General features: G+C 43.0%; 16 protein-coding genes. 9 read left to right on the top strand and 7 right to left on the bottom strand.

The features are described 5' to 3' along the window. Window positions 1-11: 11 nt before the first annotated feature. The 3 genes from KG118_RS10430 to KG118_RS10420 all read right to left on the bottom strand — a co-directional run bounded on the left by KG118_RS10430 (window position 12) and on the right by KG118_RS10420 (window position 7,088). Window positions 12-3,155, bottom strand: coding sequence for a SusC/RagA family TonB-linked outer membrane protein (locus KG118_RS10430; RefSeq protein ID WP_117711519.1), 3,144 nt, complete (start codon window positions 3,153-3,155; stop codon window positions 12-14). 304 nt (window positions 3,156-3,459) lie between these two features. Continuing rightward, complete coding sequence (locus tag KG118_RS10425; protein WP_117711520.1) at window positions 3,460-6,051, bottom strand: beta-glucosidase; 2,592 nt, start codon at window positions 6,049-6,051, stop codon at window positions 3,460-3,462. 149 nt (window positions 6,052-6,200) lie between these two features. Further along, a complete protein-coding gene (locus KG118_RS10420; RefSeq protein WP_117711521.1) occupies window positions 6,201-7,088 on the bottom strand; it encodes a helix-turn-helix domain-containing protein in 888 nt (295 codons plus the stop codon). Between the two features lie 195 nt (window positions 7,089-7,283). On the opposite strand from KG118_RS10420, the gene KG118_RS10415 reads away from it, so the two are divergent. The 3 genes from KG118_RS10415 to KG118_RS10405 all read left to right on the top strand — a co-directional run bounded on the left by KG118_RS10415 (window position 7,284) and on the right by KG118_RS10405 (window position 9,819). Continuing rightward, window positions 7,284-8,285, top strand: a complete 1,002-nt coding sequence (locus KG118_RS10415; protein ID WP_117711522.1) for an aldo/keto reductase — start codon at window positions 7,284-7,286, stop codon at window positions 8,283-8,285. Window positions 8,286-8,475: 190 nt separating this feature from the next. Next, window positions 8,476-9,129 carry a DUF4136 domain-containing protein gene (locus tag KG118_RS10410; RefSeq protein WP_117711523.1) on the top strand — a complete coding sequence of 218 codons (654 nt, stop codon included), beginning with the start codon at window positions 8,476-8,478 and terminating at the stop codon, window positions 9,127-9,129. A gap of 60 nt (window positions 9,130-9,189) precedes the next feature. Next, complete coding sequence (locus KG118_RS10405; protein WP_117711524.1) at window positions 9,190-9,819, top strand: porin family protein; 630 nt, start codon at window positions 9,190-9,192, stop codon at window positions 9,817-9,819. 113 nt (window positions 9,820-9,932) lie between these two features. Here the strand turns inward: KG118_RS10405 and KG118_RS10400 are convergent, their stop codons facing one another. From KG118_RS10400 to KG118_RS10390, 3 genes are read right to left on the bottom strand one after another with little or no spacing between them, the layout of a single operon-like run. Continuing rightward, complete coding sequence (locus KG118_RS10400) at window positions 9,933-12,971, bottom strand: glycoside hydrolase family 3 N-terminal domain-containing protein (protein ID WP_117711525.1); 3,039 nt, start codon at window positions 12,969-12,971, stop codon at window positions 9,933-9,935. A gap of 3 nt (window positions 12,972-12,974) precedes the next feature. Beyond that, complete coding sequence (locus KG118_RS10395) at window positions 12,975-13,820, bottom strand: bifunctional metallophosphatase/5'-nucleotidase (protein WP_117711526.1); 846 nt, start codon at window positions 13,818-13,820, stop codon at window positions 12,975-12,977. A gap of 29 nt (window positions 13,821-13,849) precedes the next feature. Next, a complete protein-coding gene (locus KG118_RS10390) occupies window positions 13,850-14,620 on the bottom strand; it encodes a 5'-nucleotidase C-terminal domain-containing protein (RefSeq protein WP_117711527.1) in 771 nt (256 codons plus the stop codon). A gap of 170 nt (window positions 14,621-14,790) precedes the next feature. Between KG118_RS10390 and rplS the strand changes: the two genes are divergently transcribed. Next, window positions 14,791-15,144 carry a 50S ribosomal protein L19 gene (gene rplS, locus KG118_RS10385; protein ID WP_009122351.1) on the top strand — a complete coding sequence of 118 codons (354 nt, stop codon included), beginning with the start codon at window positions 14,791-14,793 and terminating at the stop codon, window positions 15,142-15,144. 362 nt (window positions 15,145-15,506) lie between these two features. Here the strand turns inward: rplS and KG118_RS10380 are convergent, their stop codons facing one another. After that, complete coding sequence (locus tag KG118_RS10380; protein ID WP_117711528.1) at window positions 15,507-16,487, bottom strand: ROK family protein; 981 nt, start codon at window positions 16,485-16,487, stop codon at window positions 15,507-15,509. Window positions 16,488-16,664: 177 nt separating this feature from the next. On the opposite strand from KG118_RS10380, the gene KG118_RS10375 reads away from it, so the two are divergent. The 5 genes from KG118_RS10375 to KG118_RS10355 are packed head-to-tail and all read left to right on the top strand — an operon-like array spanning window position 16,665 to window position 22,432. Next, entirely contained in the window at window positions 16,665-17,381 is a 717-nt protein-coding gene (locus KG118_RS10375; protein ID WP_117711529.1) for an ABC transporter ATP-binding protein, read from the top strand. Window positions 17,382-17,406: 25 nt separating this feature from the next. Beyond that, on the top strand, window positions 17,407-18,663 hold the full coding sequence (locus KG118_RS10370; RefSeq protein WP_213388435.1) for an ABC transporter permease: 1,257 nt from the start codon (window positions 17,407-17,409) through the stop codon (window positions 18,661-18,663). 6 nt (window positions 18,664-18,669) lie between these two features. Continuing rightward, a complete protein-coding gene (locus KG118_RS10365) occupies window positions 18,670-19,911 on the top strand; it encodes an ABC transporter permease (protein ID WP_117711531.1) in 1,242 nt (413 codons plus the stop codon). A 56-nt stretch (window positions 19,912-19,967) separates the two neighbouring features. After that, window positions 19,968-21,074 (top strand): efflux RND transporter periplasmic adaptor subunit, encoded by a 1,107-nt coding sequence (locus KG118_RS10360; RefSeq protein WP_117711532.1) that lies wholly within the window; start codon window positions 19,968-19,970, stop codon window positions 21,072-21,074. 29 nt (window positions 21,075-21,103) lie between these two features. Then, window positions 21,104-22,432 carry a TolC family protein gene (locus tag KG118_RS10355; RefSeq protein ID WP_117711533.1) on the top strand — a complete coding sequence of 443 codons (1,329 nt, stop codon included), beginning with the start codon at window positions 21,104-21,106 and terminating at the stop codon, window positions 22,430-22,432. Window positions 22,433-22,477: the final 45 nt, after the last annotated feature.

Raw genomic sequence — 22,477 nt, 5'->3', positions numbered from 1 at the left:
AAAATTAAATATTAAAATGTGCATTGTACACCAAATGAGAAAGTACGACTACTTGGATAAGAGAACATATCCACACCACGACGAGATGCATCTCCCCCAAAAGAATTCACATCTGGATCAAACCAACTATAATTTGTAATAGTAAATACATTGCTTACCGATGTATAAAAATTAATATATTCAATACCTTTTATTGGTGCATTCCATCTATAGCCTAAATTAATATTCTTCATTCTCAAATAAGATCCATCTTCCACATACCGATCCGATAGTTTCATTGTTCTACCATACCCAGAATACGCTTTGGGCCATTTTGCCAAATCTCGATTCTCTGGCGTCCAACGAGTATCATACATTTCTTGTGGGATGTTACCTATACCACTCATAGTCACCTTTATTAAATTAGCATTAAAGATATCCCCTCCAACGCATCCTTGCAAGAAAAAACTTAATGAAAAATTCTTATAGGAGAAGTTGTGAGTCATACCAAATGTAAAATCTGGATTGGCGTCACCTATAATTTGTCTATCAGCGTCTGTTATACCTGGTTTCCCATCAAGATCTTTATATTTCACTTCACCTATCATTGATCTACAAACAGCTTCCGATTCATTGGCATAAAAAGGATCGGCTCTTACCTCTGCTATATTATCATAGAAACCATCCTCAACATAACCAAATATGGTACCGATAGGCATTCCATTACGTTGAATAAAAACTGCATCAGCATCGCTCCATGACTGTGCAAATTGGTCTCCAGGAAGCTCTTCTATCTTATTACGGTTAAAAGATATATTAGCATCAAAATCCCACTTGAATTTTTTTCCACTTATTGGATAGAATTTACCAGCGATTTCCAATCCTTTATTAATAACATCACCAAAATTAGTCGTCATATTAGAAAAGCCCGTACTCTGAGGTATTTGAATATTCTGCAACAAATCTGAGGTTTTCTTATAATATACATCAACAGTAAAATTTACTCTATTCTCGAAAAAGCCCATATCAATACCCGCATTATATTGAGTAGTTGTTTCCCATTTTAAATCTGGATTAGCAGGCCCTCTCCAAGTAAGATTTGCAAAGCCACTCGCTAAAGCTCCATTGATAGGATAATTAGCGACCGTCAAATAATCGCGTGTTGCATATGCACCAATAGCTTGATTGCCAGTCTGACCATAACTTGCGCGTATTTTTAAGTTACTGAAAATATTTAAACTCTTAATAAACTCCTCCTCAGAAGCACGCCACGCTATCGCACCTGATGCAAAATTGGACCATTTATTACCCGGAGCAAACTTACTAGAACCATCTCTACGGAAAGAAGCTGTGAACAAATATTTATTCATTAAACTATAATTAGCACGTCCTAAAAAAGATACTAAAGAAGTCATTCCTCGTCCACTAATTGGCTTATTAGGGTTTACTGCTGCACTCATATCAAAATCTTCCGTTATATCTTGCGGAAAACCTTTTGCAGTCATAGCTTTATTCCCATAATCACCTCTTTCATAAGAAAAAGCGATTACAGCATTCAGTGAATGGTTCTTATTAAACTCCTTATTATAAGTAGCCATTGTTTCAAGCACAAGGTTTTTAGCCCAATTATCTGCTTTAGAAGCAAAACCATTATCCGGATCTTTACCTTCTACCGTCTCTCTGTTATAATACACATTACGCTCATTCATATTATAAGAAAAGCCTACATTCTGACGTATTTTTAAATCCTTTATAGGAGTCAATTCTAAATAAGAAGAAGAGAAAAAAGTATTAGTAGTCAATTCATCTTTTGCTGCACGGGTATAAACATATGGATTAGAAGAGAACCAGTTCAACTGTGCATTATCAGTCCCATTATCCAACGCTTCTGTAGCAGGATAAAATAGTGTACCATGCATAATACCATTACTTACAGAATTAGTTTTTGCCAATTTATTAAGTGAATTAGTAAAACTCATATTAGTTCCGATCTCAATCCATTTATGAATTTTCCTTGCAATATTAGCACGAAATGAATATCGTTTATAACCAGAATTTCGTATAGTACCTTCTTGATCAAGAATATTTCCTGATATAGCATAATATCCTTTATCACTTGCACCATTTACGCTCAAATTATATTCTTGTGAAAGAGCTGTTTCAAACACTTGATCTTGCCAATTTGTCCATGCACAAGTACCATTCCGATAATCATCTGGTCCAGGAGCATATTCATACTCGCCTGTACTAGTGTTTAGAAGCTCTTTACCTGGATAAGGCAACGTCTCTCTCGCACCATCATATTCATTAAACATTTCTGTTGCCTCGTTACGATATTTTGCATATGTATACCCATCCAACATATCCATCTTTTTCACTACTTTCGATATGCCAAAATTTGCACTAAAGCTAATGTTTTCTTTTCCTTTAACCCCACGTTTAGTTGTAATTAAAACGACACCATTTGCACCACGAGAACCATAAATAGCAGTAGCAGAAGCATCTTTCAACACCTCCACAGATTCAATATCAGCTGGATTAATAGAAGATAAAGGGTTTGCAGATTGAAGCATACCATCTTCATCCCGACCAGCTCCAGGGGTTCCTCCAGTAGTAAAAGGAATACCATCCACTACATAAAGCGGTTCTGTAGAGGTTGAAAATGAATTAGCTCCACGAATTTGAATACTAATACCAGCTCCCGGAGCACCATCATTTTGATTAACTTGCACACCAGCAATACGCCCTTGTAAACTTTGATTAATACTAACCGGATTTGTTTTCATGAGTTCCTCACTCTTAATACTAGTAACAGAACCTGTCAAATCGCTTTTTTTCATTGTACCATATCCCACTACTACAACCTCATCAAGCAGTTCAGTATCTTCCGTCATCATAACATTCAAAACCTTTTGTCCAGCCTTAATAGTTATCTCTTGTTCTTTATAACCTATACAAGAAAAAACTAAGATATGCTTACCTACAGGAACTTTTACACTATATTCCCCCTTCACATCGGCAATAGAACCAATCCCCGTTCCCTTTACTAGAATATTAGCCCCTATCAGCGGGGAACCATCGCTGACATCAGTAATAGTACCTGTAACAATAGTTTCTTGGGCCATCACATGGCAACTCATTAAGAGCGCCGTTAAAAGCAAAATAATGTTTTTCATATAACACTGATTTAAAATAATAATATTTTCAACACCGCAAATATAGACACCATAGCCATGACAAACAAATACTATTTTATCATTAGCTAATACTATTCAAACCATCCAATAAACATCTGATTTAAAAGAGGATATCCAACCAAAGCTATATACTAAACAACTTAAAGAACCTTTAACCAACATAGTTAAAGTAGGATCAATATTATTTTTGTATAATCTCCCTTTAGAGCTAAAGCAATTATTATAACAAATCATTAAGCAATTCCTCTCCTACTAAATGAAGCAACAACTTAATTTGCAAGCCTTATTTTATTTCAAAATCTTTATTCATTCCTTTCGATAATTCTTTCTGACCACCACCTACAAATAAGGAATATTTTCCAGAAAGCATTTTCCATTCTCCATCCTGCCACACAGAAAGCTGACGAGGAGTTATAGTAAAAGTAACCGTCTTACTTTCATTCGGTTTCAAATTAACTCGCGCAAAAGCTATTAGTTTCTTTAATGGAAACGTATAAACCGGAGTTTTCTCACGAGAAACATATACTTGAATGACTTCCTCACCCACTACGTCACTTATATTCTTAACCTTAATAGAACACTGTAAAGTTCCATCTACATGAACTACATCATTACATTGCAAATCCGCATACTCAAAATTTGAATAACTTAAACCATGCCCAAATCCATAAAGAGGTTTACTTGATAGATATTGATAGGTACGCCCTTTCCAAATATCATAATCTAAGATATTTGGCAATTGCTGTTCTGATTCATAAATAGTCATTGGCAACTTTCCAGATGGGTTTTCCAAACCAAACAAAATACCAGCCAAAGCTGCCCCCCCCTCTTGTCCCGGATACCAAGCTTGAAGAATTGAGGGAACGTGTTCTGCAGCCCATTGCGAAGTTAAGGGATTCCCTGTTTGAAGTATCAATGCAATACGTGGATTTACTTTATAAATTTCTTTCAACAATAGTTCTTGCGTCATGGGCAAATAAATAGAAGGCAGATCACGATTTTCACGAGCCAATTTTCCATCATTCCCCAAAGCAACTAATACTAAATCAGCTCTAGATACAATTTTTTTCACTTTATCTATCTGATTAATATTTCCAAAATCTGAAACCAATATACAGGTAGCAGCTCCTATTCTATTTATATACTCTATTTTGATCGGTATCTTCTTACCATTTTCCAACAAAACTTCCACTGAATAATATTGTAAACCATGAGCATTCCATTCATCTAAAACCAGACTACCGTTCAACCAAACACGCACTCCACCATCAGCATATACACCAATAGCATGCTTACCATCTACCGGAGCTTTTAGATACCCACTCCATCTAACAGAGAAATCATTCTTAGTTAAACGTTGATCCGGTGTACCATCTCCCCAATCAAAACCAACAGTTTTATCAATTCTTGAGAATAAAAAAGGGCTATTCAAATCATGTCCGTCTATATAATCTGCCGTAAGCCCATTGTTCACTCCATCAGAAGCCAATAAATAGCTTGAATCAACCGGAGAAACGACGGAAGTACCTTCAATATATGAAATTTCAACCTCTTCACCCACCATTTTCTTAACACCCTGTAACAAAGAGATATTATGAACCGGTTTACCACTATACCCTCCCAAATAGTTATTATCAGCAAATGGTCCTACAATAGCTATAGAACGAACATCTTTTTTATCTATAGGTAGAAAATTATCTTCATTTTTTAAAAGTATAATAGATTTAACCGCTGCCTCATACGCTAATCTTCTAAATTGTTCTCCTGCAAGTAACTTCTTATCATAATGATTATAAGGAACAAGTTCAATGGGATCAAATTCTCCCAATTTAAAACGCGTTGTCAACACACGAGTCAGCGCTCTATCAATAGCATACTCTGACACTAGCCCTCGTTGCACTGCCGCCACCAAATTCTCACGATAGGTCCCCCCACATTCTAGATCACAACCACTATTTATACCTAAAGCTGCAGCTTCTTCCAATGAATTAACAATTCGATGCTGCCAGTTCATGACTCCAATAGCACCACAGTCAGACACAACAAAACCATCAAATCCCCATTCTTTTCTCAAAACATCCTCTAATAACCAAGTTGAACCACTCGGAGGAATCCCATTAAAAGCATTATAAGCAGTCATTATAGATTGTACATTTGCTTCTTTCACGCATGCTTCATAAGCCGGGAAATAATATTCATATAATTGTTTAGTGGGTATCTGTGAGGAACTAGAAAAGCGGTCATTCTCTTGATTATTAGCTACAAAATGTTTAACTGTAGCAACTGTCTTTAAATAATTAGGATGATCTCCCTGCAATCCTTTCACAAAAGCTACTCCTAAACGAGAAGTTAAATAAGGATCTTCACCATAAGTTTCCTCATTTCGCCCCCAACGAGGATCACGAGCCATATTAATAGTAGGAGCCCAATAAGTAAGCCCTTTTCCTATATCCAGATATTTCAAACGAGCCTCTGTCGAAATAGCAGAGGCTATTCTTTTAACCAACAATGTATCCCAAGTAGAAGCCAAATTAATAGCTTGTGGAAATACAGTTACTTCTCCTGCACGAGCCACACCATGTAAACATTCATTCCAATAATTATAGGAAGGAAGATTCAGACGAGGTATACTATCACTTTCATTCGATAACTGAGCTACTTTCTCTTCAAGTGTCATCTGTCGAATGATATTCTCGATGCGCACTGATATCGGTTGAGATAAATCACCGATAATCCTCTCTTTTACTCCACGCACCTCTATTTTGCCACTTGCATTAAAAGCTGGACAATCATTACATCCACCATTATCTTGAGCTTTCAAAGAAATATTTGCCAGTATAAATACTACAACTAATAAATGCCATCTCACTTGCATATTTTCAATAGATTAAAATGTCTTTTCCATTGGCAAATATAGCAACTTCCTAACACTTCATTTGATACTATTTTATCCTTTCATTATACATTTTAGCAAACAAAAAAATCAAAGATAAAAGATATATGTTAGAGACTAATATCGTAGCACTATATCACAATTTTCTTCTTTCTATAATTTTCCCGAAATTCCTTCGGCGAACATCCTTTCTTACGTTTAAATAATCGATTGAAATTAGATAAATTATTAAATCCACAATCATAACATATCTCTGCGATCGTATGTGCAGAGTCCACCAATAAACGAGTAGCAAAGCCAAGACGAATATCAATAATATAATCAGAAAATGTTTTTCCCGTACGTAACCGAAAGAAACGACTGAACGAAACAGATGTCATCCCTACCATGTCTGCTAAAATACTTAAACGAATATCCTCCTGATAGTGATCAGCAATATATTTCTGCACTCTTTGCACACGTCGACTGTCAGAGAAAGTTTCTATTTTAGCAAACGAAGAGCTAGAAAGCACTTCTGCATTATCATACAGAGATAGTTCATAAAGTATTCGAAGAAAATTCATTACCGCATAAAATCCCTGTTCTTCAGAAGCCAACTTATCCAACCAATTATAGACTTTCATAATAGCCTGCATTGGAAAACTAATACCACATTGTGCTTTTTCCAACATCCGGCGAATACTATCAAACTGATTTTTATTGATAAAGTCTTTAAAGAAGAGATCTGAAGAAAACTGAATTGTAATTTCTCGGATATCCCTTGAAGTACATTCATGTTGCTCCCACACATGCTCCAACTCTTTACCTGTAATCAACACTAAATCATAATCCCCGATAACCTCCGCAGAATCACCGACTACCCGACGCACTCCGGAAGCATGTTCCGTAAAATTCAACTCATATTCGGCATGGCAATGAATAGGATAAGTAAATTCGGTTTTACGACGATCTGCAATATAAAAACAATCACGTTCAGACAAAGGGGTTATCTCCCTCATAATGTAGTTTGGGTTTTCCATTTCAATCAGTTAAAAAAGTATCACATATTGCAAATATAGCCATTATTTTCATTCCAATATTTACAAAATCCATTTTAACTCTTAAATGACTAATTTATTATTGCAAAAAAGCGCAGAGTATTTTAAAGAATTTACTTACTTTTGCTTTCACAGTTTTTACTACCTTATAATAAAGTTCAACTAAAACCTACAGATATGATCAATTCCATCTATTCTCCAGTCCCTGACAGATACGACAGCAATATGAAGTACCGTCGTTGCGGTAAAAGCGGCATTCTGCTCCCTGAAATATCTTTAGGGCTATGGCACAATTTCGGTGATGTCAATGCATTCTCCAACTCTTTAGCAATGGCACATTACGCATTCGACCGAGGTATTACCCATTTCGACCTTGCCAACAACTATGGTCCTTCCTGCGGTTCGGCTGAAGAAACATTCGGCATGATTATGAAGAAATCATTTATGCCCTACCGGGACGAGTTATTCATTTCCACCAAAGCTGGACATGAAATGTGGGCAGGACCTTACGGCGACTGGGGTTCCCGAAAGTCTTTGATGAGCAGCCTCAACCAAAGCCTGAAGCGAATGAATTTGGATTATGTAGATATCTTCTATACCCATCGCTACGATCCCAATACTCCTCTTGAAGAAACACTTCAAACACTGGTTGATATTGTACGGCAAGGGAAAGCACTCTACATCGGTATCTCCAAATACCCTAAGGACAAAGCAGAATTAGCTTATAAATATCTGGAAGAGAGAGATGTTCACTGTCTCCTCTACCAAGGCAGATACAATCTGTTCAATCGCGAACCGGAGGAAGAAGGCATTCTGCGACAAGCTAAAGAAAACGGTACAGGCTTTATTGCTTTCTCCCCTTTAGCACAGGGATTGCTTACCAACCGCTACCTTAACGGGATCCCTGAAGACTCGCGGATTGCCAAAGGTGGTTTCCTTAAAAAAGAAGCACTGACAGAAGAAATTCTGAGAAAAATCAAGGCACTGAATGAACTTGCTTTTCATCGCGGTCAGACACTTGCCGAAATGGCGCTTGCATGGATACTGAAAGACGACTTGGTGACCTCGGTTATTATCGGGGCAAGTTCCGTCAGACAGTTGGCAGATAATCTGAAAGCGATAGAAAACACAACTTTCTCCGCAGAAGAATTAGAAAGCATTTATCAGATTGTAAAATAGTTGCGATAAGCCTGTACACAATAGGGTGATGATGTATTTACCATACATTTATCACCCTATTTCTTTATAGTTCGCTGCACATTTAACACATTTATTTTTGAACCTTTTATTTTTTATCTTGTTCTTTCTCCAAAAGCCTAAGGTACCAACAGGGCAGGAATTTATATTTAACCTAAACAATTATAGAAGTATGAAGAAATTTATTCCCTTATTATTAGCGGTCTTCGCAATAGCATTCGTATCTTGCGAAAAAGACCCCGACATGGATAAGCTGGACAGCAAGTATCTGGTTTATACCAATTATGACACGAAAGCAGATTTCAAAGCTTTCGAAACTTACTATTTACCGGATAGCATCCTCGTTATCGGCAACAGTAAAGACGCCGAATATTGGAAAGACGAAAGCGCACAGGAAATCCTCAGCGCGTACGTCACCAATATGAACAACCGCGGTTATGTTCGCGTAGAAAACCGCCAAGAAGCCGATCTCGGTTTGCAAGTCAGCTATATAAAGAGCACCTACTACTTCACAGACTACGGGCGTCCCGAATGGTGGTGGAACTACCCGGGTTATTGGGATGCTCCTTACTGGGGTAACTGGGGTGGATGGTACTATCCATATGCTGTAAATTATGCTTATAGCACCGGTTCCTTCATCACCGAATTGCTGAACCTTGATGCTCCTCAAGGTGAGAAAGAAAAACTCCCTGTACTGTGGACCAGCTACATGAGCGGATTATTGAGCGGATCAACTTCTTTCAACACAAAAATGGCTGTAGAAGGTGTAAACCAATCCTTTACGCAATCTACCTATCTTAACAGAATGACCGCTCAGCCCAGATAAGCAGTTAGCTTTTCCTATTCTATCAAAAGCTATTGTTGAATTTATAAAACAAGAACAAGTATGAAAACATTGAAATATATATCTTTGAGGGTATTCGCAATTGCCGCCCTCGCCCTTGTCTTTGCCATGCCGGCAAAGGCTCAGATGACCGATAACGGTTATGCCAACATCGACTGGCAGTTCAACTTCCCCTTAAACAACCACTTTGCTGATAAAGGCAGCGGATGGGGTATGAATTTTGAAGGCGGTTACTTCCTGACATCAAATTTTGCATTGGGAGGCTTCCTTGCCTACCATAGTAACCATGAATACATTGGCCGTCAGACCTTGCCGGTTGGTGAAAGCGGCAGTTTGAATACCGACCAGCAACACACCGCATTCCAATTGCCTTTCGGTCTTGCCACACGCTACGCATGGAACCGCGGCGGTGCATTCCAACCATATTTAGGTGTAAAACTCGGTGCACAATATGCACAACTGAAGTCCACTTTCAACGCATTCGAAGCTAATAAAGATACATGGGGTTTCTACGTATCTCCGGAAATCGGATTTAATGTTTACCCATGGGCTTATGGTCCGGGGCTACACTTCGCAGCTTACTATAGCTACGGAACGAACAAAGGAGACCTCTTCACTTATAGTGTAGACGGAATGAACAACTTAGGTTTACGTATCGGTATCGCATTCTAACATATACACCTAAACTTAACAGAGTAAATTAATTGTTTCAAAAAAAGAAGGGGCCGTCTGACAATTCTAAGTCAGTCGTTCCCTTCTTCTTTTATATTCGGATATGATTACCCTTATTTCAATATTGCCTGATACATTGCCTCCTGTATTTTTCCTCGAATATCCAGTTTCAGCAATTTCGTATTCCATGCATCCGGATAAATACGATTACTTATAAAGACATAGACCAGCCCATTGTCAGGGTCCACCCACGCACAAGTACCGGTAAAGCCTGTATGCCCGTACACTGATGCCGGAGCTGAAGGGGCACAAGGACTCTTCTCCGTATTCTGCACATCCGGCTTGTCAAACCCTAAACCACGGCGGCTGTTCTTGGCAACCGTTGTCGTAAAAAGCCTGCAAGTCTCCTTGCTCAAATAACGTTTTCCATTCAATTCACCGCCATTCAGTAACATCTGATAAACCTGCGCCACTTCCTCCGCCGTAGAGAATAATCCGGCATTGCCGGAAACGCCGCCTTGGAAAGCAGCCGACTCATCATGCACAAATCCCTGCAAAATCGTTTTCCGCAAGAAAGGGTCGACGGAAGAAGGAACAATTCCTTCTTTAGGCAAGAAGCGCAACGGCAGATACCCGGTACGCCGCAAACCCATAGGAGCATAAAATTCCTGAGCAAGATATTCATCCATAGGCATTCCTGCACGCGCCTCAACCAGTTGCTGCAACAGGATAAAGCCCACACAACTATAACGATACCGTTTATCCTTCAAAGGAGTATCGGCTATTTTTTGGAGATATTCCTTTTTGAAAGACTTGTTCAGCCAAAGGCTGTCACATACCTGTAGAGTACATTCATCCGTACGTGCTTTAGAAGTCAGCCCCGGACGGAAACGGAATTTGGGATTGGCCCATGTCTGTCGCCCGATGCGGGTAGGATGCAGCTTGTCCGGGCGTGCCTTAAACAACGTGCCATCATAACTGTCTTTATCAATAGCATCTTGATAGAACAACAGAGTAGACGGCAAACCGGACTGATGGAATAACAATTCCCTGACAGTTATGTCACGTTTATCCGTATCTTGCAGATATGGAAGATAGTCGGACACACGGTCAGTCAGATTCAAGCGTCCCTTGTCGTAGAGTTTCATCACAGCCAGCAAAGTAGCCGTCGTTTTCGTTAAAGACGCCATATCATATACAGACACCGGTGTCACCGGAGTAGCCTCCTTATCCTTGGCAGTACTCCACGTATAAGTACCAAAAGCCTTATTATACATCTCCTTTCCGTCCTTCAGAATCACCACCTGACATCCCGGATAGGCACCTTCACGTATGCCTTCCCGCGCAATCGTATCTATCTGCGCCAACAAGCGGGAATCCATACCATGTTCTTCGGGAACAAAATGAGGTTCGGTTTGCGGACTCAAGTCCAATCCTTCTCCCGCAGCAAACAAACCGCCTATGCTTGCCGATAACCTGCCGTCCGCCACAGCATCCGCATAAAGTATCTTGGCTGCCTGCCGCTGTACATCATCACCCGAAGAATGCGCCAATACCACAGCTTCGGCAACCGATATGCCCCGATGTATCTGCAACAGCTGTTTACCGGGAATAAAGAACACATACACCACCGGAACTTCCGGAGCAAACTCAGCAAAGAAAGACTGATAAGCTGCCAGACGATGTTCGGTGACACACACCAAAATACGTTTATATTTCGACAGCTTCTCTCTCAAAGCCTTGCGTCCCGCTTCCGGCAAATCTTTTCCCAACTGAAACTCCACCGGATGCGTATACATGGAAAGCTGTTTGATAAAAGGCTGTATCTCCGTAGCTGCGCCGACATTGAGCACAGCAACATCCCCGATAGCCGGATCCAGCGGTAATACCTCCGTTGCATTGCCCAATACAGTGATGGCCGCCATATTCAAACGATGAATCAAATCGCGCGTATAAGGAGTATTAATCCGTGTTCCCAAACCCGAAAGACGAACCACCGGCTTCTTATTCAGACCCAAAGCATATTTATACGTCAATACCTTACGGCACTTTTCCTCCACTGCCTGTTCCGTCAGCTCTCCACTTTTTACGGCAGCCAGCACAGCATCTACTTCTTCTTTGATACGGCGGGGAACGAGCAGCAAGTCATTGCCCGCCTTCAGTGCTTTCAGACACAGCGACGCATTATTCGATACCCCTTTCATGGCCAAGGCATCCGTAAATATAAGTCCGCGGAATTTCAACTCACGCGTCAGCAAATCATATACCACACTACGGGAAAGAGAGGAAGGCACTCCGCTTGTCTCTTCAAAGGCAGGAACCTCCAGATGCCCTACCATAATACCGCCCAGCCCCTCTTGGATGGCTTTCTTAAAAGGATAGAGTTCCACACTGTCCAAGCGTTCGCGTGTGAAAGGCAGTGTTGGGAGTGCATTATGTGAATCTACATCCGTATCTCCATGACCGGGAAAGTGCTTGGATACAGAAAGTACCCCTCCGTCTTCCAGCCCTTTGGCATAAGCGATAACCTTATCAGCCACATTTACCGGATTTTCACCGAACGAGCGAGTATTGATAACCGGATTCTCCGGATTGATATTAACATCCGCCACCGGAGCGAAATTCACCTGCACACCAAGTTCACGGCACTGCCTTGCCATTTCACGACCATATTCGTAGAGCAAACTGTCATTTCGGATACAGCCCAGCACCATATTCTTGGGAAAGACGGGAGTACCCTTCAAGCGCATGGAAAGTCCCCACTCTCCGTCAAAGGTAATCAGCAAAGGAACATCCGCCATACGCTGCGCTTCATTCGTCAGCATGACTTGGTTCTGCATCAGGCCGCCCGAAAACAACAGACCGCCGACTTTATAGTCTTCAACAACCTTGCGCAGCAACTCCTTGTTACGCTTATCCTGATAAGGAGCGATTGTATAAATAAAAAGCTGTCCTACACGTTCTTTCAGACTTAACTTGTCCAGTACCGAATCTACCCACTGCCTGCATCGCACATCATCCTGCACCGGTTTTACCAGCAAAGGTTCTACAGGGGGCACGACAGCCGGTGTCGCCGGACGTAATTTTGCATCCGAAGCGAAACGCCCGCAACATCCCATTATAATAAGAACAAACAGTAACAGCCTTTTCATTTATCACTCTTTAGTCAATGTCAAATCCAGTTCTCCTACAAAAATTCCACTCTTTCCGGTGTGCAATACCGAAACATTCTTCCCCTCGGCATTCAAGTAAAACGCCGGTTTCTCCATGAAAGTGTGAGAGTGCCCACCCAGAATTACGTCGATGCCTTTGGTTTCCGCCGCCAGCTTTTCATCGCAGACTTCATTCTTAATTCGGAATCCAAGATGAGAAAGGCAGATTACTACATCGCATCCCTCCTTGGTTCGCAGCAAGTCCGTAACTTCCTGCGCCACAGCAATCGGGTCCTTGTACACGATGCCCTCGCACTTATCGGCCTGCACCAGCCCCTCCATTTGAGGACTCAGCCCAAACACTCCGATGTTCACGCCACTGCGATTCAATACAACATAAGGTTTCACCAGTCCCTCAAGAACAGTTCCGGCAACGTTATAATTGGCACATACCACCGGAAAGTCTGCCATACGGAACAAACGCGCCATATTCTCCAGTCCGAAATCAAATTCATGATTACCGATAGTCATGGCATCATAGCCCATGAGGTTCATCATCTTGATTTCCACCTCACCCCGGAAAAGATTATAGTACGGTGTACCCTGTGAAATATCACCGCAATCGAAGAGCAGGGCATCCGGATTCTTCGTACGAAATTCTTTCAAGAAAGTGGTGCGGCGCACCACACCGCCCATATCGGCATACGGGTCGGCAGCATGCGGATCAATCGGTTCGATACGGCTATGAGTATCACTTGTGTGCAAAATGGCCAATTGTTTGCCCTGTTGTGCCGATGCCGTCAACAATATGTAAAATACCAGCAAGCAAAATATAGATATACGTTTCATCAGATTTTCTTTTTTTTAGTTTTCGGTTCTTAATCTTCCACAGCAACTCTTCCTTCCATGCGCGAAGTAATCTTCTTACCCGCCACAGTCTGTCGTTCCACATAGTCCATAAACAGCCCGCGCAAAGTGGCACCCGAAGGACACTCTCTCTTCTCCGCCTGAATCAAGGCAGTCATACCGTTGTTGCCGTCGGCCAGATAATCGATAGTGGCAACGGTGTACAGTTTGTCATCAACAACCGGCTTACCGGCTACGGTGGCCCGCAGCAGCTTTCCGTCTTTAGTAATCTGCAACTGCACGCCGCTGACTCCTTCGCCCCCGCGGGCCGCTATATTCTCGAACAGACGATTCAGATGAGCGCCTTTCAAAGTCAGCACACAAAGTGAATTCTCAAACGGCAATATTTCGTAGATATTACCGCAAGTAATCGGACCTTCCGTAAGCATATTACGCAGACCGCCCATATTTACGAGCCCCATGTCGGCAGATTTTCCAAGTACCTGCACAGCCGCCCCGCGCAGCACATCGGCCACCAGATTGGAGAGGGGACTTTCGGGAGCGCCTCTGTCCATAGACATCTCGGCTGTGCCTACCACCCGGTACATCATGCTGTCTATCTTCGCTTTATAGGGAGCGAGCAATGCCACGGCTTCCGCATCAGAATTTACATCATACGTAGAATCCATCGGATGCATACGTCCCTCCACTTTCGTCACTTCATAAGCCGAATGACAAGATGTAAACGAAAACATCACTGCCAATGCCAGTCCGGAAACGAATTTCAAATAACCTTTCTTCATATTTGTTCGTTTTAAATTGCTACAAATATAGAAAGAAAAACTCACATCCCTTTGTCAATCAAAAGAAAAACTCTACCTTTGCACCGCTTTCGCGCAATCGCTGTCAGGACACTGAGTGAGAAGCCTGGTATGTTGCGTTGTAACGATCAAACAATTTAATAATAAGAACAATGGATTTAATTAAAATTGCAGAAGAAGCATTTGCTACCGGCAAACAACACCCGAGCTTCAAGGCAGGTGACACTGTTACAGTAGCATATCGTATCGTCGAAGGTAACAAAGAACGTGTACAGTTGTACCGTGGCGTTGTTATCAAGATTGCAGGACATGGAGACAAGAAGCGTTTTACTGTACGTAAAATGTCTGGTACCGTAGGTGTAGAACGTATTTTCCCGATTGAATCACCGGCTATCGACAGCATCGAAGTGAACAAAGTGGGTAAAGTTCGTCGCGCTAAATTGTACTATCTGCGTGCTCTTACCGGTAAGAAAGCAAGAATTAAAGAAAAAAGAGTTAACGGTTAATTCCAAACTCTTATTTCTAAATAAAAAAGGGAAGCCGAATCCATCGGTTTCCCTTTTTTACTTACACCGCAGGAGGCATACAAGCAAGATGAAAGAGGTTTTGAGCAAAGCTAATGATAGAACGGATAATGTGTATCGATAAAACAGACTATGTGTTTTAATGAAACAGACCATGTATTTTATTGAAACAGATAATCTGTTCTTCTCACGATGATGAATCCGTTTGATACACTTGAAAAAATTGTTTGACGCGCTTGATAATTCTATTTGATGCGCTTGATAATTCTGTTTGATACAAACAAAAAAGATGCGCTCCATAATGAAACGCATCCTTTCTATACCTTATCAATAATCAGTTTCTCTTACTTAACGTCTCTCAACTCCCAACCCAAAGCACTGGCTCCCAGCACGGCAGCATCAGCATCTTTCAGTTCGGACATCATGAGTTTGGCCTTACCCTTATAAATAGCCAACACATTGCTATCGATGGCTTTCTGGATAGGCTTGAAGATGTAATCGCCGGATTTAGCCAATCCACCGAACAGAATAATGGCTTCGGGACTGGAGAAAGCAATAAAGTCCGCAATAGCCTCACCCAAGATAGTACCGGTAAAGTCAAAAATATCCTGTGCCAGCTTGTCGCCTTGTACGGCTGCATCGTATACATCTTTAGACGTAATATTCTCAGCAGGGATGGAGCGCAGCAGACTCGGTTCAGTACGTGCGGTGAGGAACTCGCGTGCGGTGCGTGCCACGCCCGTAGCCGAGCAGTAAGTTTCCAAACATCCGTGACGGCCACATCCGCAAATACGGCCGTTCTCGCGACGTATAATGGTATGACCTAACTCTCCGGCGAAACCGTCGTGCCCGTATACCATTTGTCCGTTAATAACAATACCGCTACCTACACCCGTGCCCAGAGTAATCATGATAAAATCTTTCATACCGCGTGCAGCTCCGTAAGTCATTTCACCGATAGCGGCAGCATTGGCGTCATTGGTCAGTGCGGTAGGAATGCCCAAACGTTCTTCAAACATGGCTGCCAAAGGAATTACTCCCTTCCACGGAAGGTTCGGGGCAAATTCTATCGTACCGCTGTAATAGTTGCCGTTAGGAGCGCCGATACCGATACCTTTTATTTTATCGACACCGCCATTGGCAATTATCAAAGGAAGAAGATTCTTGCATACTTCGTTCACATAATCATCTGCCTGTTCATAAGCTCCCGTCTTGATGGAACTGCTTGCAATGATAGTACCACGTGCGTCTACGATACCAAAGACGGTATTCGTTCCGCCTATGTCAATCCCTACTACATAGGGCTTCTCCATGTTTGAATTCATGATATTTACTTTTTGTTTAAAGGGTTAGTTATAACATTAATGGTTACAAATTACACAAAGAAAAACGACACTGCAAAATCTTTTTTTAAAAAACTTCGCTTCATTTGCAACTTTTCGTGACGTTACTGCGTCTAATAAGCAAAATTAAGTAAGAAAAAACAATAAACAGGAAATACCGTGATACAACTAAAAGACATTAACAAAACCTACAATAACGGAGCGCCGCTACACGTCCTCAAAGGTATCAATCTCGACATCAAGAAAGGAGAATTTGTCTCTATTATGGGAGCCTCAGGCTCCGGGAAATCCACGCTGCTTAATATATTAGGTATTCTGGACAACTACGACACCGGAGAATATTACCTGAACGGCACACTTATCAAAAACCTCAGTGAAACCAAAGCCGCCGAGTTCCGAAACCGCATGATAGGCTTTATCTTTCAGTCATTCAATCTGATTTCTTTCAAAGATGCGGTAGAGAATGTAGCTCTCCCGCTCTTCTATCAAGGAGTAGGTCGCCGGAAACGCAACGCCATGGCATTGGAGTATCTGGACAGGTTGGGACTGAAAGACTGGGCACACCATATGCCCAACGAGATGTCCGGCGGGCAGAAACAACGTGTCGCCATTGCCCGCGCACTGATTACCCAACCCCAGATAATTCTTGCAGACGAACCGACCGGCGCTCTCGACAGCAAAACATCCGTGGAGGTCATGCAGATTCTAAAAGATTTGCATCAAACGGGGATGACCATTGTCGTCGTAACCCACGAAAGCGGTGTCGCCAACCAGACGGATAAGATTATCCACATTAAAGACGGCGTAATAGGCAGTATCGAAGAAAATCTGAATCATGACGCGTCACCATTCGGAAAAAACGGATTTATGAAATAGAACTACTTTATAACCTTCCAATCACATGATAGACCTTTGGCAAGAAATATACGGTACAATCAAACGTAACAAATTGCGCACATTCCTCACCGGATTTGCGGTAGCATGGGGCATCTTCATGCTTATCGTACTGCTGGGAGCGGGTAATGGCATTATCCACGCTTTCGAACAGAATGCTTCCGAACGTGCGCTGAACTCCATCAGGCTGGGTGGCGGCTGGACCACCAAGTCATACGAAGGGCTGAAAGAGGGACGGCGTATCCAAATGGACAACAAAGACCTCACCGCGACCGAGAAGTACTTCCCGGATAACATTATCACAGCCGGCGCCACCCTCCGGCAAGGTGATGTAAATATCAGCTTCGGGCAAGAATACATCAACATCTCACTAATGGGCGTACATCCTAACTACGTACAATCCGAAGCCATAAAAACAGCAACCGGACGTTTCATCAACCAAAACGATATAAAAGAACGGCGGAAAGTCATTATCCTCCACAAGAAATCGGCAGAGATTCTTTTCAAGAAGTCACATACCGAACCGATAGGCAAGTTTGTCAACGTCGGCGGTGTGGCTTACCGGGTGGCGGGATTGTACGAAGACCAGGGCGACCAAAGCAGCGTAGCCTTTGTCCCCTTCTCCACCCTGCAAACCATTTATAACAAAGGTGACAAGCTTAACAATATCATCTTCACCACCAAAAACCTGACAAGTGAAGAAGCCAACGAAGCCTTTGAAAAAGAATACCGCAAAGTCATCGCTTCCAATCACCGTTTCGACCCTGAAGACGAAAGCGCAATCTGGATATGGAACCGCTTCACGCAATACATACAGACGCAGAACGTTGCCGGACTACTTCGTACCGCCATTTGGGTGATAGGTATCTTTACGCTCTTAAGCGGCATCGTGGGCGTATCGAACATCATGCTGATTACCGTCAAGGAAGGCACGCGCGAGTTTGGCATACGTAAGGCGCTGGGAGCAAAACCTCTCTCCATCCTTTGGCTGATTATCGTGGAAAGTGTTACGATTACCACCTTCTTCGGCTACATCGGCATGGTGGCAGGCATCGGAGTGACAGAGTGGATGAATTCCGCCTTCGGCAACCAGACTGCGGACGCGGGTATGTTCCAAGCCAGAATGTTCTCCGACCCCACAGTAGACATCGGCATCGCCATACAAGCCACGCTGACTTTGATTGTCGCAGGCACACTTGCAGGCTTTTTCCCGGCAAAAAAGGCAGTAAGCATCAGTCCTATTGAAGCACTTAGAGCAGATTAAACGATTATGAGAATAGACATAGATACATGCGAGGAAATTCTCGTCACGATAACAAGAAACAAGACCCGCAGCCTGCTGACGGCATTCGGCGTATTCTGGGGAATCTTTATGCTGGTAGCACTCATTGGCGGCGGACAAGGTATGCAGGAGGAAATGAAATCACAGTTCGAGGGCTTTGCCACGAACTCAGGATTCATCGCTGCGCAAAAGACAAGTGAAGCCTACAAAGGTTTCCGCAAAGGCCGTTGGTGGAATCTGGAAATGGAGGATGTGGACAGAGTACGCAACATCGACGGAATAAAAATAGCAACCCCCTCGTTTGCCCTTTGGGGACAAACAGCCGTTTACGGGGAAAACAAATACGAATGCAGCGTCAAAGGCCTGTATCCCGAATACGAACAGGTGGAACATCAGGAAATGACCTACGGGCGCTTTATCAATGATGTAGACATACGCGAAGCCCGAAAAGTATGCGTCATAGGAAAGCGTGTGTACGAAAGCCTTTTCAAGCCCAGTGAAGACCCCTGCGGAAAATATATCAGAGTAAACGGCATTTATTACCGCATTATCGGAATGTGTTCCTCCGAGGGTAATGTAAACATACAGGGACAGGCATCGGAAGCCGTCACCCTGCCTTTTACAACCATGCAGCAAACGTACAATTTGGGACAAAGAATAGATGTAGTGTGCTTTATCATGAAGCCGGGAGTGAAGGTAAAGGACGTAGAACCCGAAGTAGAACGCCTCGTCAAAGCCGCCCACTACATCGCACCGGACGACAAACAAGCCATCATGTTCCTTAATGCAGAGGCTATGTTCTCTATGATGGACACCTTAATGACCGGCACACGCATCCTTATCTGGATGGTAGGCTTGGGAACCCTGTTTGCCGGCGCCATCGGTGTATCAAACATCATGATGGTTACGGTAAAAGAGCGCACCACGGAAATAGGAATACGGCGTGCCATCGGCGCCCGTCCTAAAGACATCCTGCAACAAATCCTCTCGGAAAGTATGGTACTGACAACCGTAGCCGGTATGGCAGGCATCTCCTTTGCCGTACTGATACTGCAAATTTTGGAAAGCGCCACAAATGATCCGGGAGCCATAAGAACCCACTATCAGGTATCCTTCGGATTAGCTATCGGCACCTGCGCCCTTCTCATTGCATTGGGCGTATTGGCAGGGCTTGCCCCGGCCTATCGCGCAATGGCTATCAAGCCGATTGAGGCAATTAGGGATGAATGAGAAAAAGGTGATAAAGTGATAGGACAAAGCAATAAAATAATAATACAATAAATAAGATGAAAACAAAGAAGTATCTGAAAATTGCATCATTGGCAGTGGTAGCTGCCATATTTATCTGGACATTTGTGTTTTTGTATCAAAAGTCCCAACCTAAGGTAAAGGTGTATGAAACGATTGTTCCGGAAATAGCCGATTTGGAAAAGACTACCGTAGCTACCGGTAAAGTTGAGCCAAGAGATGAAGTACTCATCAAACCGCAAATATCCGGTATCATTTCCGAAGTGTATAAGGAAGCCGGACAGAGTATCAAACAAGGCGAAGTGATTGCCAAAGTAAAGGTTATTCCCGAATTGGGTACGCTGAATTCCGCCGAAAGCCGCGTTCGTCTGGCAGAAATCAATGCCCGACAGGCCGAAACGGACTTCGCACGCGTCGAGAAACTATTTAAAGATAAGCTTATCAGCAACGAAGAGTATGAAAAAGGTGAGGTGAACGTACAACAAGCGCGCGAAGAGTTGCAAACTGCCAAAGATAACTTGGAAATCGTAAAAGAAGGTATTACCAAAAACAGCGCCTCATTCAGCAGCACACTTATTCGCTCCACTATCACCGGATTGATTCTGGATGTACCTATCAAAGTCGGTAACTCTGTCATCATGAGCAACACCTTCAATGACGGCACTACAATCGCCACCGTTGCCAACATGAACGACCTCATCTTCCGGGGCAACTTGGATGAAACCGAAGTTGGACGTGTACACGAAGGAATGCCGGTAAAACTGACTATCGGCGCCCTGCAAAACCTGTCTTTCAATGCCATACTGGAATACATTTCTCCGAAAGGCGTGGAAGAAAACGGAGCCAATCAGTTTGAAATAAAAGCTGCAATCCAAGCGCCGGACAGCGTACAAATCCGTTCAGGATATTCTGCCAATGCGGAGATTGTACTGGAACGTGCCCAAAAGACGCTCGCTCTGCCTGAGAGTACGGTTGAATTCAGCGGAGACAGTACCTTTGTCTACGTACTGACCGACAGCGTGCCCCGGCAAAAGTTCAAACGCCAACAAATAGAGGTCGGTATGAGCGACGGTCTTAAGATTGCCGTCAAAAGCGGCCTGACTGCCCAAGACAAGGTGCGCGGTGCCGAGAAAAAAGATAAATAACCATTAGTATCAGACAAAACGGAAACACCATGAAGAAAAATATATTCATATGGCTGGCCATTCTGGGTTGTATGCAAGTTCAGGCACAAGAGCGTTGGTCGCTACGTCAATGTATAGACTACGCTATTGAGCACAACATCGACATCCGACGGACAGCCAACGTAGCCGAACAAAGTAGTATCGAGGTAAACACCGCCAAATGGGCAAGACTCCCGAACCTCAATGCCAATGCAGGGCAGAACTGGAACTGGGGACGGTCGCAGACTGCTGTAAAAGACGAGAATACCGGTGATTATTCTACCGTATATGTCAATACAGGCAGCCACGGGACAAACATGTCCGTTTCCACCTCAATTCCGTTATTTACCGGACTTGAACTACCCAACCAATACGCCCTGGCCAAATTAAACCTCAAGGCTGCCCTCGCCGATTTGGAGAAAGCTAAAGAGGATATTTCCATCAACATAGCCTCAGCCTACTTGCAGGTATTGTTCAATGAGGAATTGCACCGGGTGGCTTTAGGTCAAGTAGAGCTAAGCAAAGAACAATACAAACGTATAGAACGACTGGCGGAAGTAGGCAAAGCCTCTCCCGCAGAGGTTGCCGAAGCCAAAGCACGCGTTGCACAGGATGAAATGAATGCGGTGCAGGCAAACAATAACTACCAATTGGCGTTGCTCGACCTCAGCCAGCTTATCGAACTGGAGACTCCCGAAGGCTTCCTTCTGGAGAACCCCGCCGTAAAGATAGAACTCGCCCCGCTAACTCCTCCGGATGAAGTCTTCCAAGCGGCATTAACCGGCAAGGCTTCCATACAAGCAGCACAGTACCGTCTGGAAGGAAGTAAGCACAGCATCCGTATTGCCCAAAGCAGCTACTATCCGCAACTGAGTTTCAGCGGAAGTCTCGGTACGAACTACTATTCAACAATCAACCGCACCTTCAGTCAGCAGATGAATGATAACTTCAATAAATATATCGGCTTCAACCTGAGTATACCTATTTTCAACAGACTGGCTACACGCAACCGGGTGCGTACGGCCCGTCTGCAGCGCGAGAATTATTCTTTGCAGTTGGATAACGCCAAGAAGAACCTCTATAAAGAGATTCAACAGGCATGGTACAATGCAGCCGCATCCGAGAGCAAATATACAAGCAGCAGTACGGCAGCATCAGCCAGCGAAGCCTCTTTCAGGCTGATGAGTGAAAAGTATGAAAACGGAAAAGCGAATGCCGTAGAATATAATGAAGCGAAGCAGAACTTGATGCAGGCGCAATCTGACGAACTGCAAGCCAAGTACGAATATCTCTTCCGTACCAAGATACTGGATTTCTACAAGGGAGAGCCTATCGAATAAATATAATTTTAGTTGTTGTGTGTTTACAAGCCCCTTTTCCTCTGT

The sequence above is a fragment of the Bacteroides propionicigenes genome, assembly GCF_018390535.1.
Lineage (GTDB): Bacteria > Bacteroidota > Bacteroidia > Bacteroidales > Bacteroidaceae > Bacteroides > Bacteroides propionicigenes.
The sequence above is the reverse complement of the archived record's forward strand: the minus strand, read 5'-3'. Positions and strand labels throughout refer to the sequence as shown.

Bases quoted from the DNA above. Each gene is read 5' to 3' on its own strand.
- KG118_RS10420 (WP_117711521.1), bottom strand. From the start codon at position 7,088: ATGGAAAACCCAAACTACATTATGAGGGAGATAACCCCTTTGTCTGAA.
- rplS (WP_009122351.1), top strand. From the start codon at position 14,791: ATGGATTTAATTAAAATTGCAGAAGAAGCATTTGCTACCGGCAAACAA.
- KG118_RS10430 (WP_117711519.1), bottom strand. From the start codon at position 3,155: ATGAAAAACATTATTTTGCTTTTAACGGCGCTCTTAATGAGTTGCCAT.
- KG118_RS10425 (WP_117711520.1), bottom strand. From the start codon at position 6,051: ATGCAAGTGAGATGGCATTTATTAGTTGTAGTATTTATACTGGCAAAT.
- KG118_RS10400 (WP_117711525.1), bottom strand. From the start codon at position 12,971: ATGAAAAGGCTGTTACTGTTTGTTCTTATTATAATGGGATGTTGCGGG.
- KG118_RS10355 (WP_117711533.1), top strand. From the start codon at position 21,104: ATGAAGAAAAATATATTCATATGGCTGGCCATTCTGGGTTGTATGCAA.
- KG118_RS10395 (WP_117711526.1), bottom strand. From the start codon at position 13,820: ATGAAACGTATATCTATATTTTGCTTGCTGGTATTTTACATATTGTTG.
- KG118_RS10380 (WP_117711528.1), bottom strand. From the start codon at position 16,487: ATGAATTCAAACATGGAGAAGCCCTATGTAGTAGGGATTGACATAGGC.
- KG118_RS10390 (WP_117711527.1), bottom strand. From the start codon at position 14,620: ATGAAGAAAGGTTATTTGAAATTCGTTTCCGGACTGGCATTGGCAGTG.
- KG118_RS10410 (WP_117711523.1), top strand. From the start codon at position 8,476: ATGAAGAAATTTATTCCCTTATTATTAGCGGTCTTCGCAATAGCATTC.
- KG118_RS10360 (WP_117711532.1), top strand. From the start codon at position 19,968: ATGAAAACAAAGAAGTATCTGAAAATTGCATCATTGGCAGTGGTAGCT.
- KG118_RS10405 (WP_117711524.1), top strand. From the start codon at position 9,190: ATGAAAACATTGAAATATATATCTTTGAGGGTATTCGCAATTGCCGCC.
- KG118_RS10370 (WP_213388435.1), top strand. From the start codon at position 17,407: ATGATAGACCTTTGGCAAGAAATATACGGTACAATCAAACGTAACAAA.
- KG118_RS10415 (WP_117711522.1), top strand. From the start codon at position 7,284: ATGATCAATTCCATCTATTCTCCAGTCCCTGACAGATACGACAGCAAT.
- KG118_RS10365 (WP_117711531.1), top strand. From the start codon at position 18,670: ATGAGAATAGACATAGATACATGCGAGGAAATTCTCGTCACGATAACA.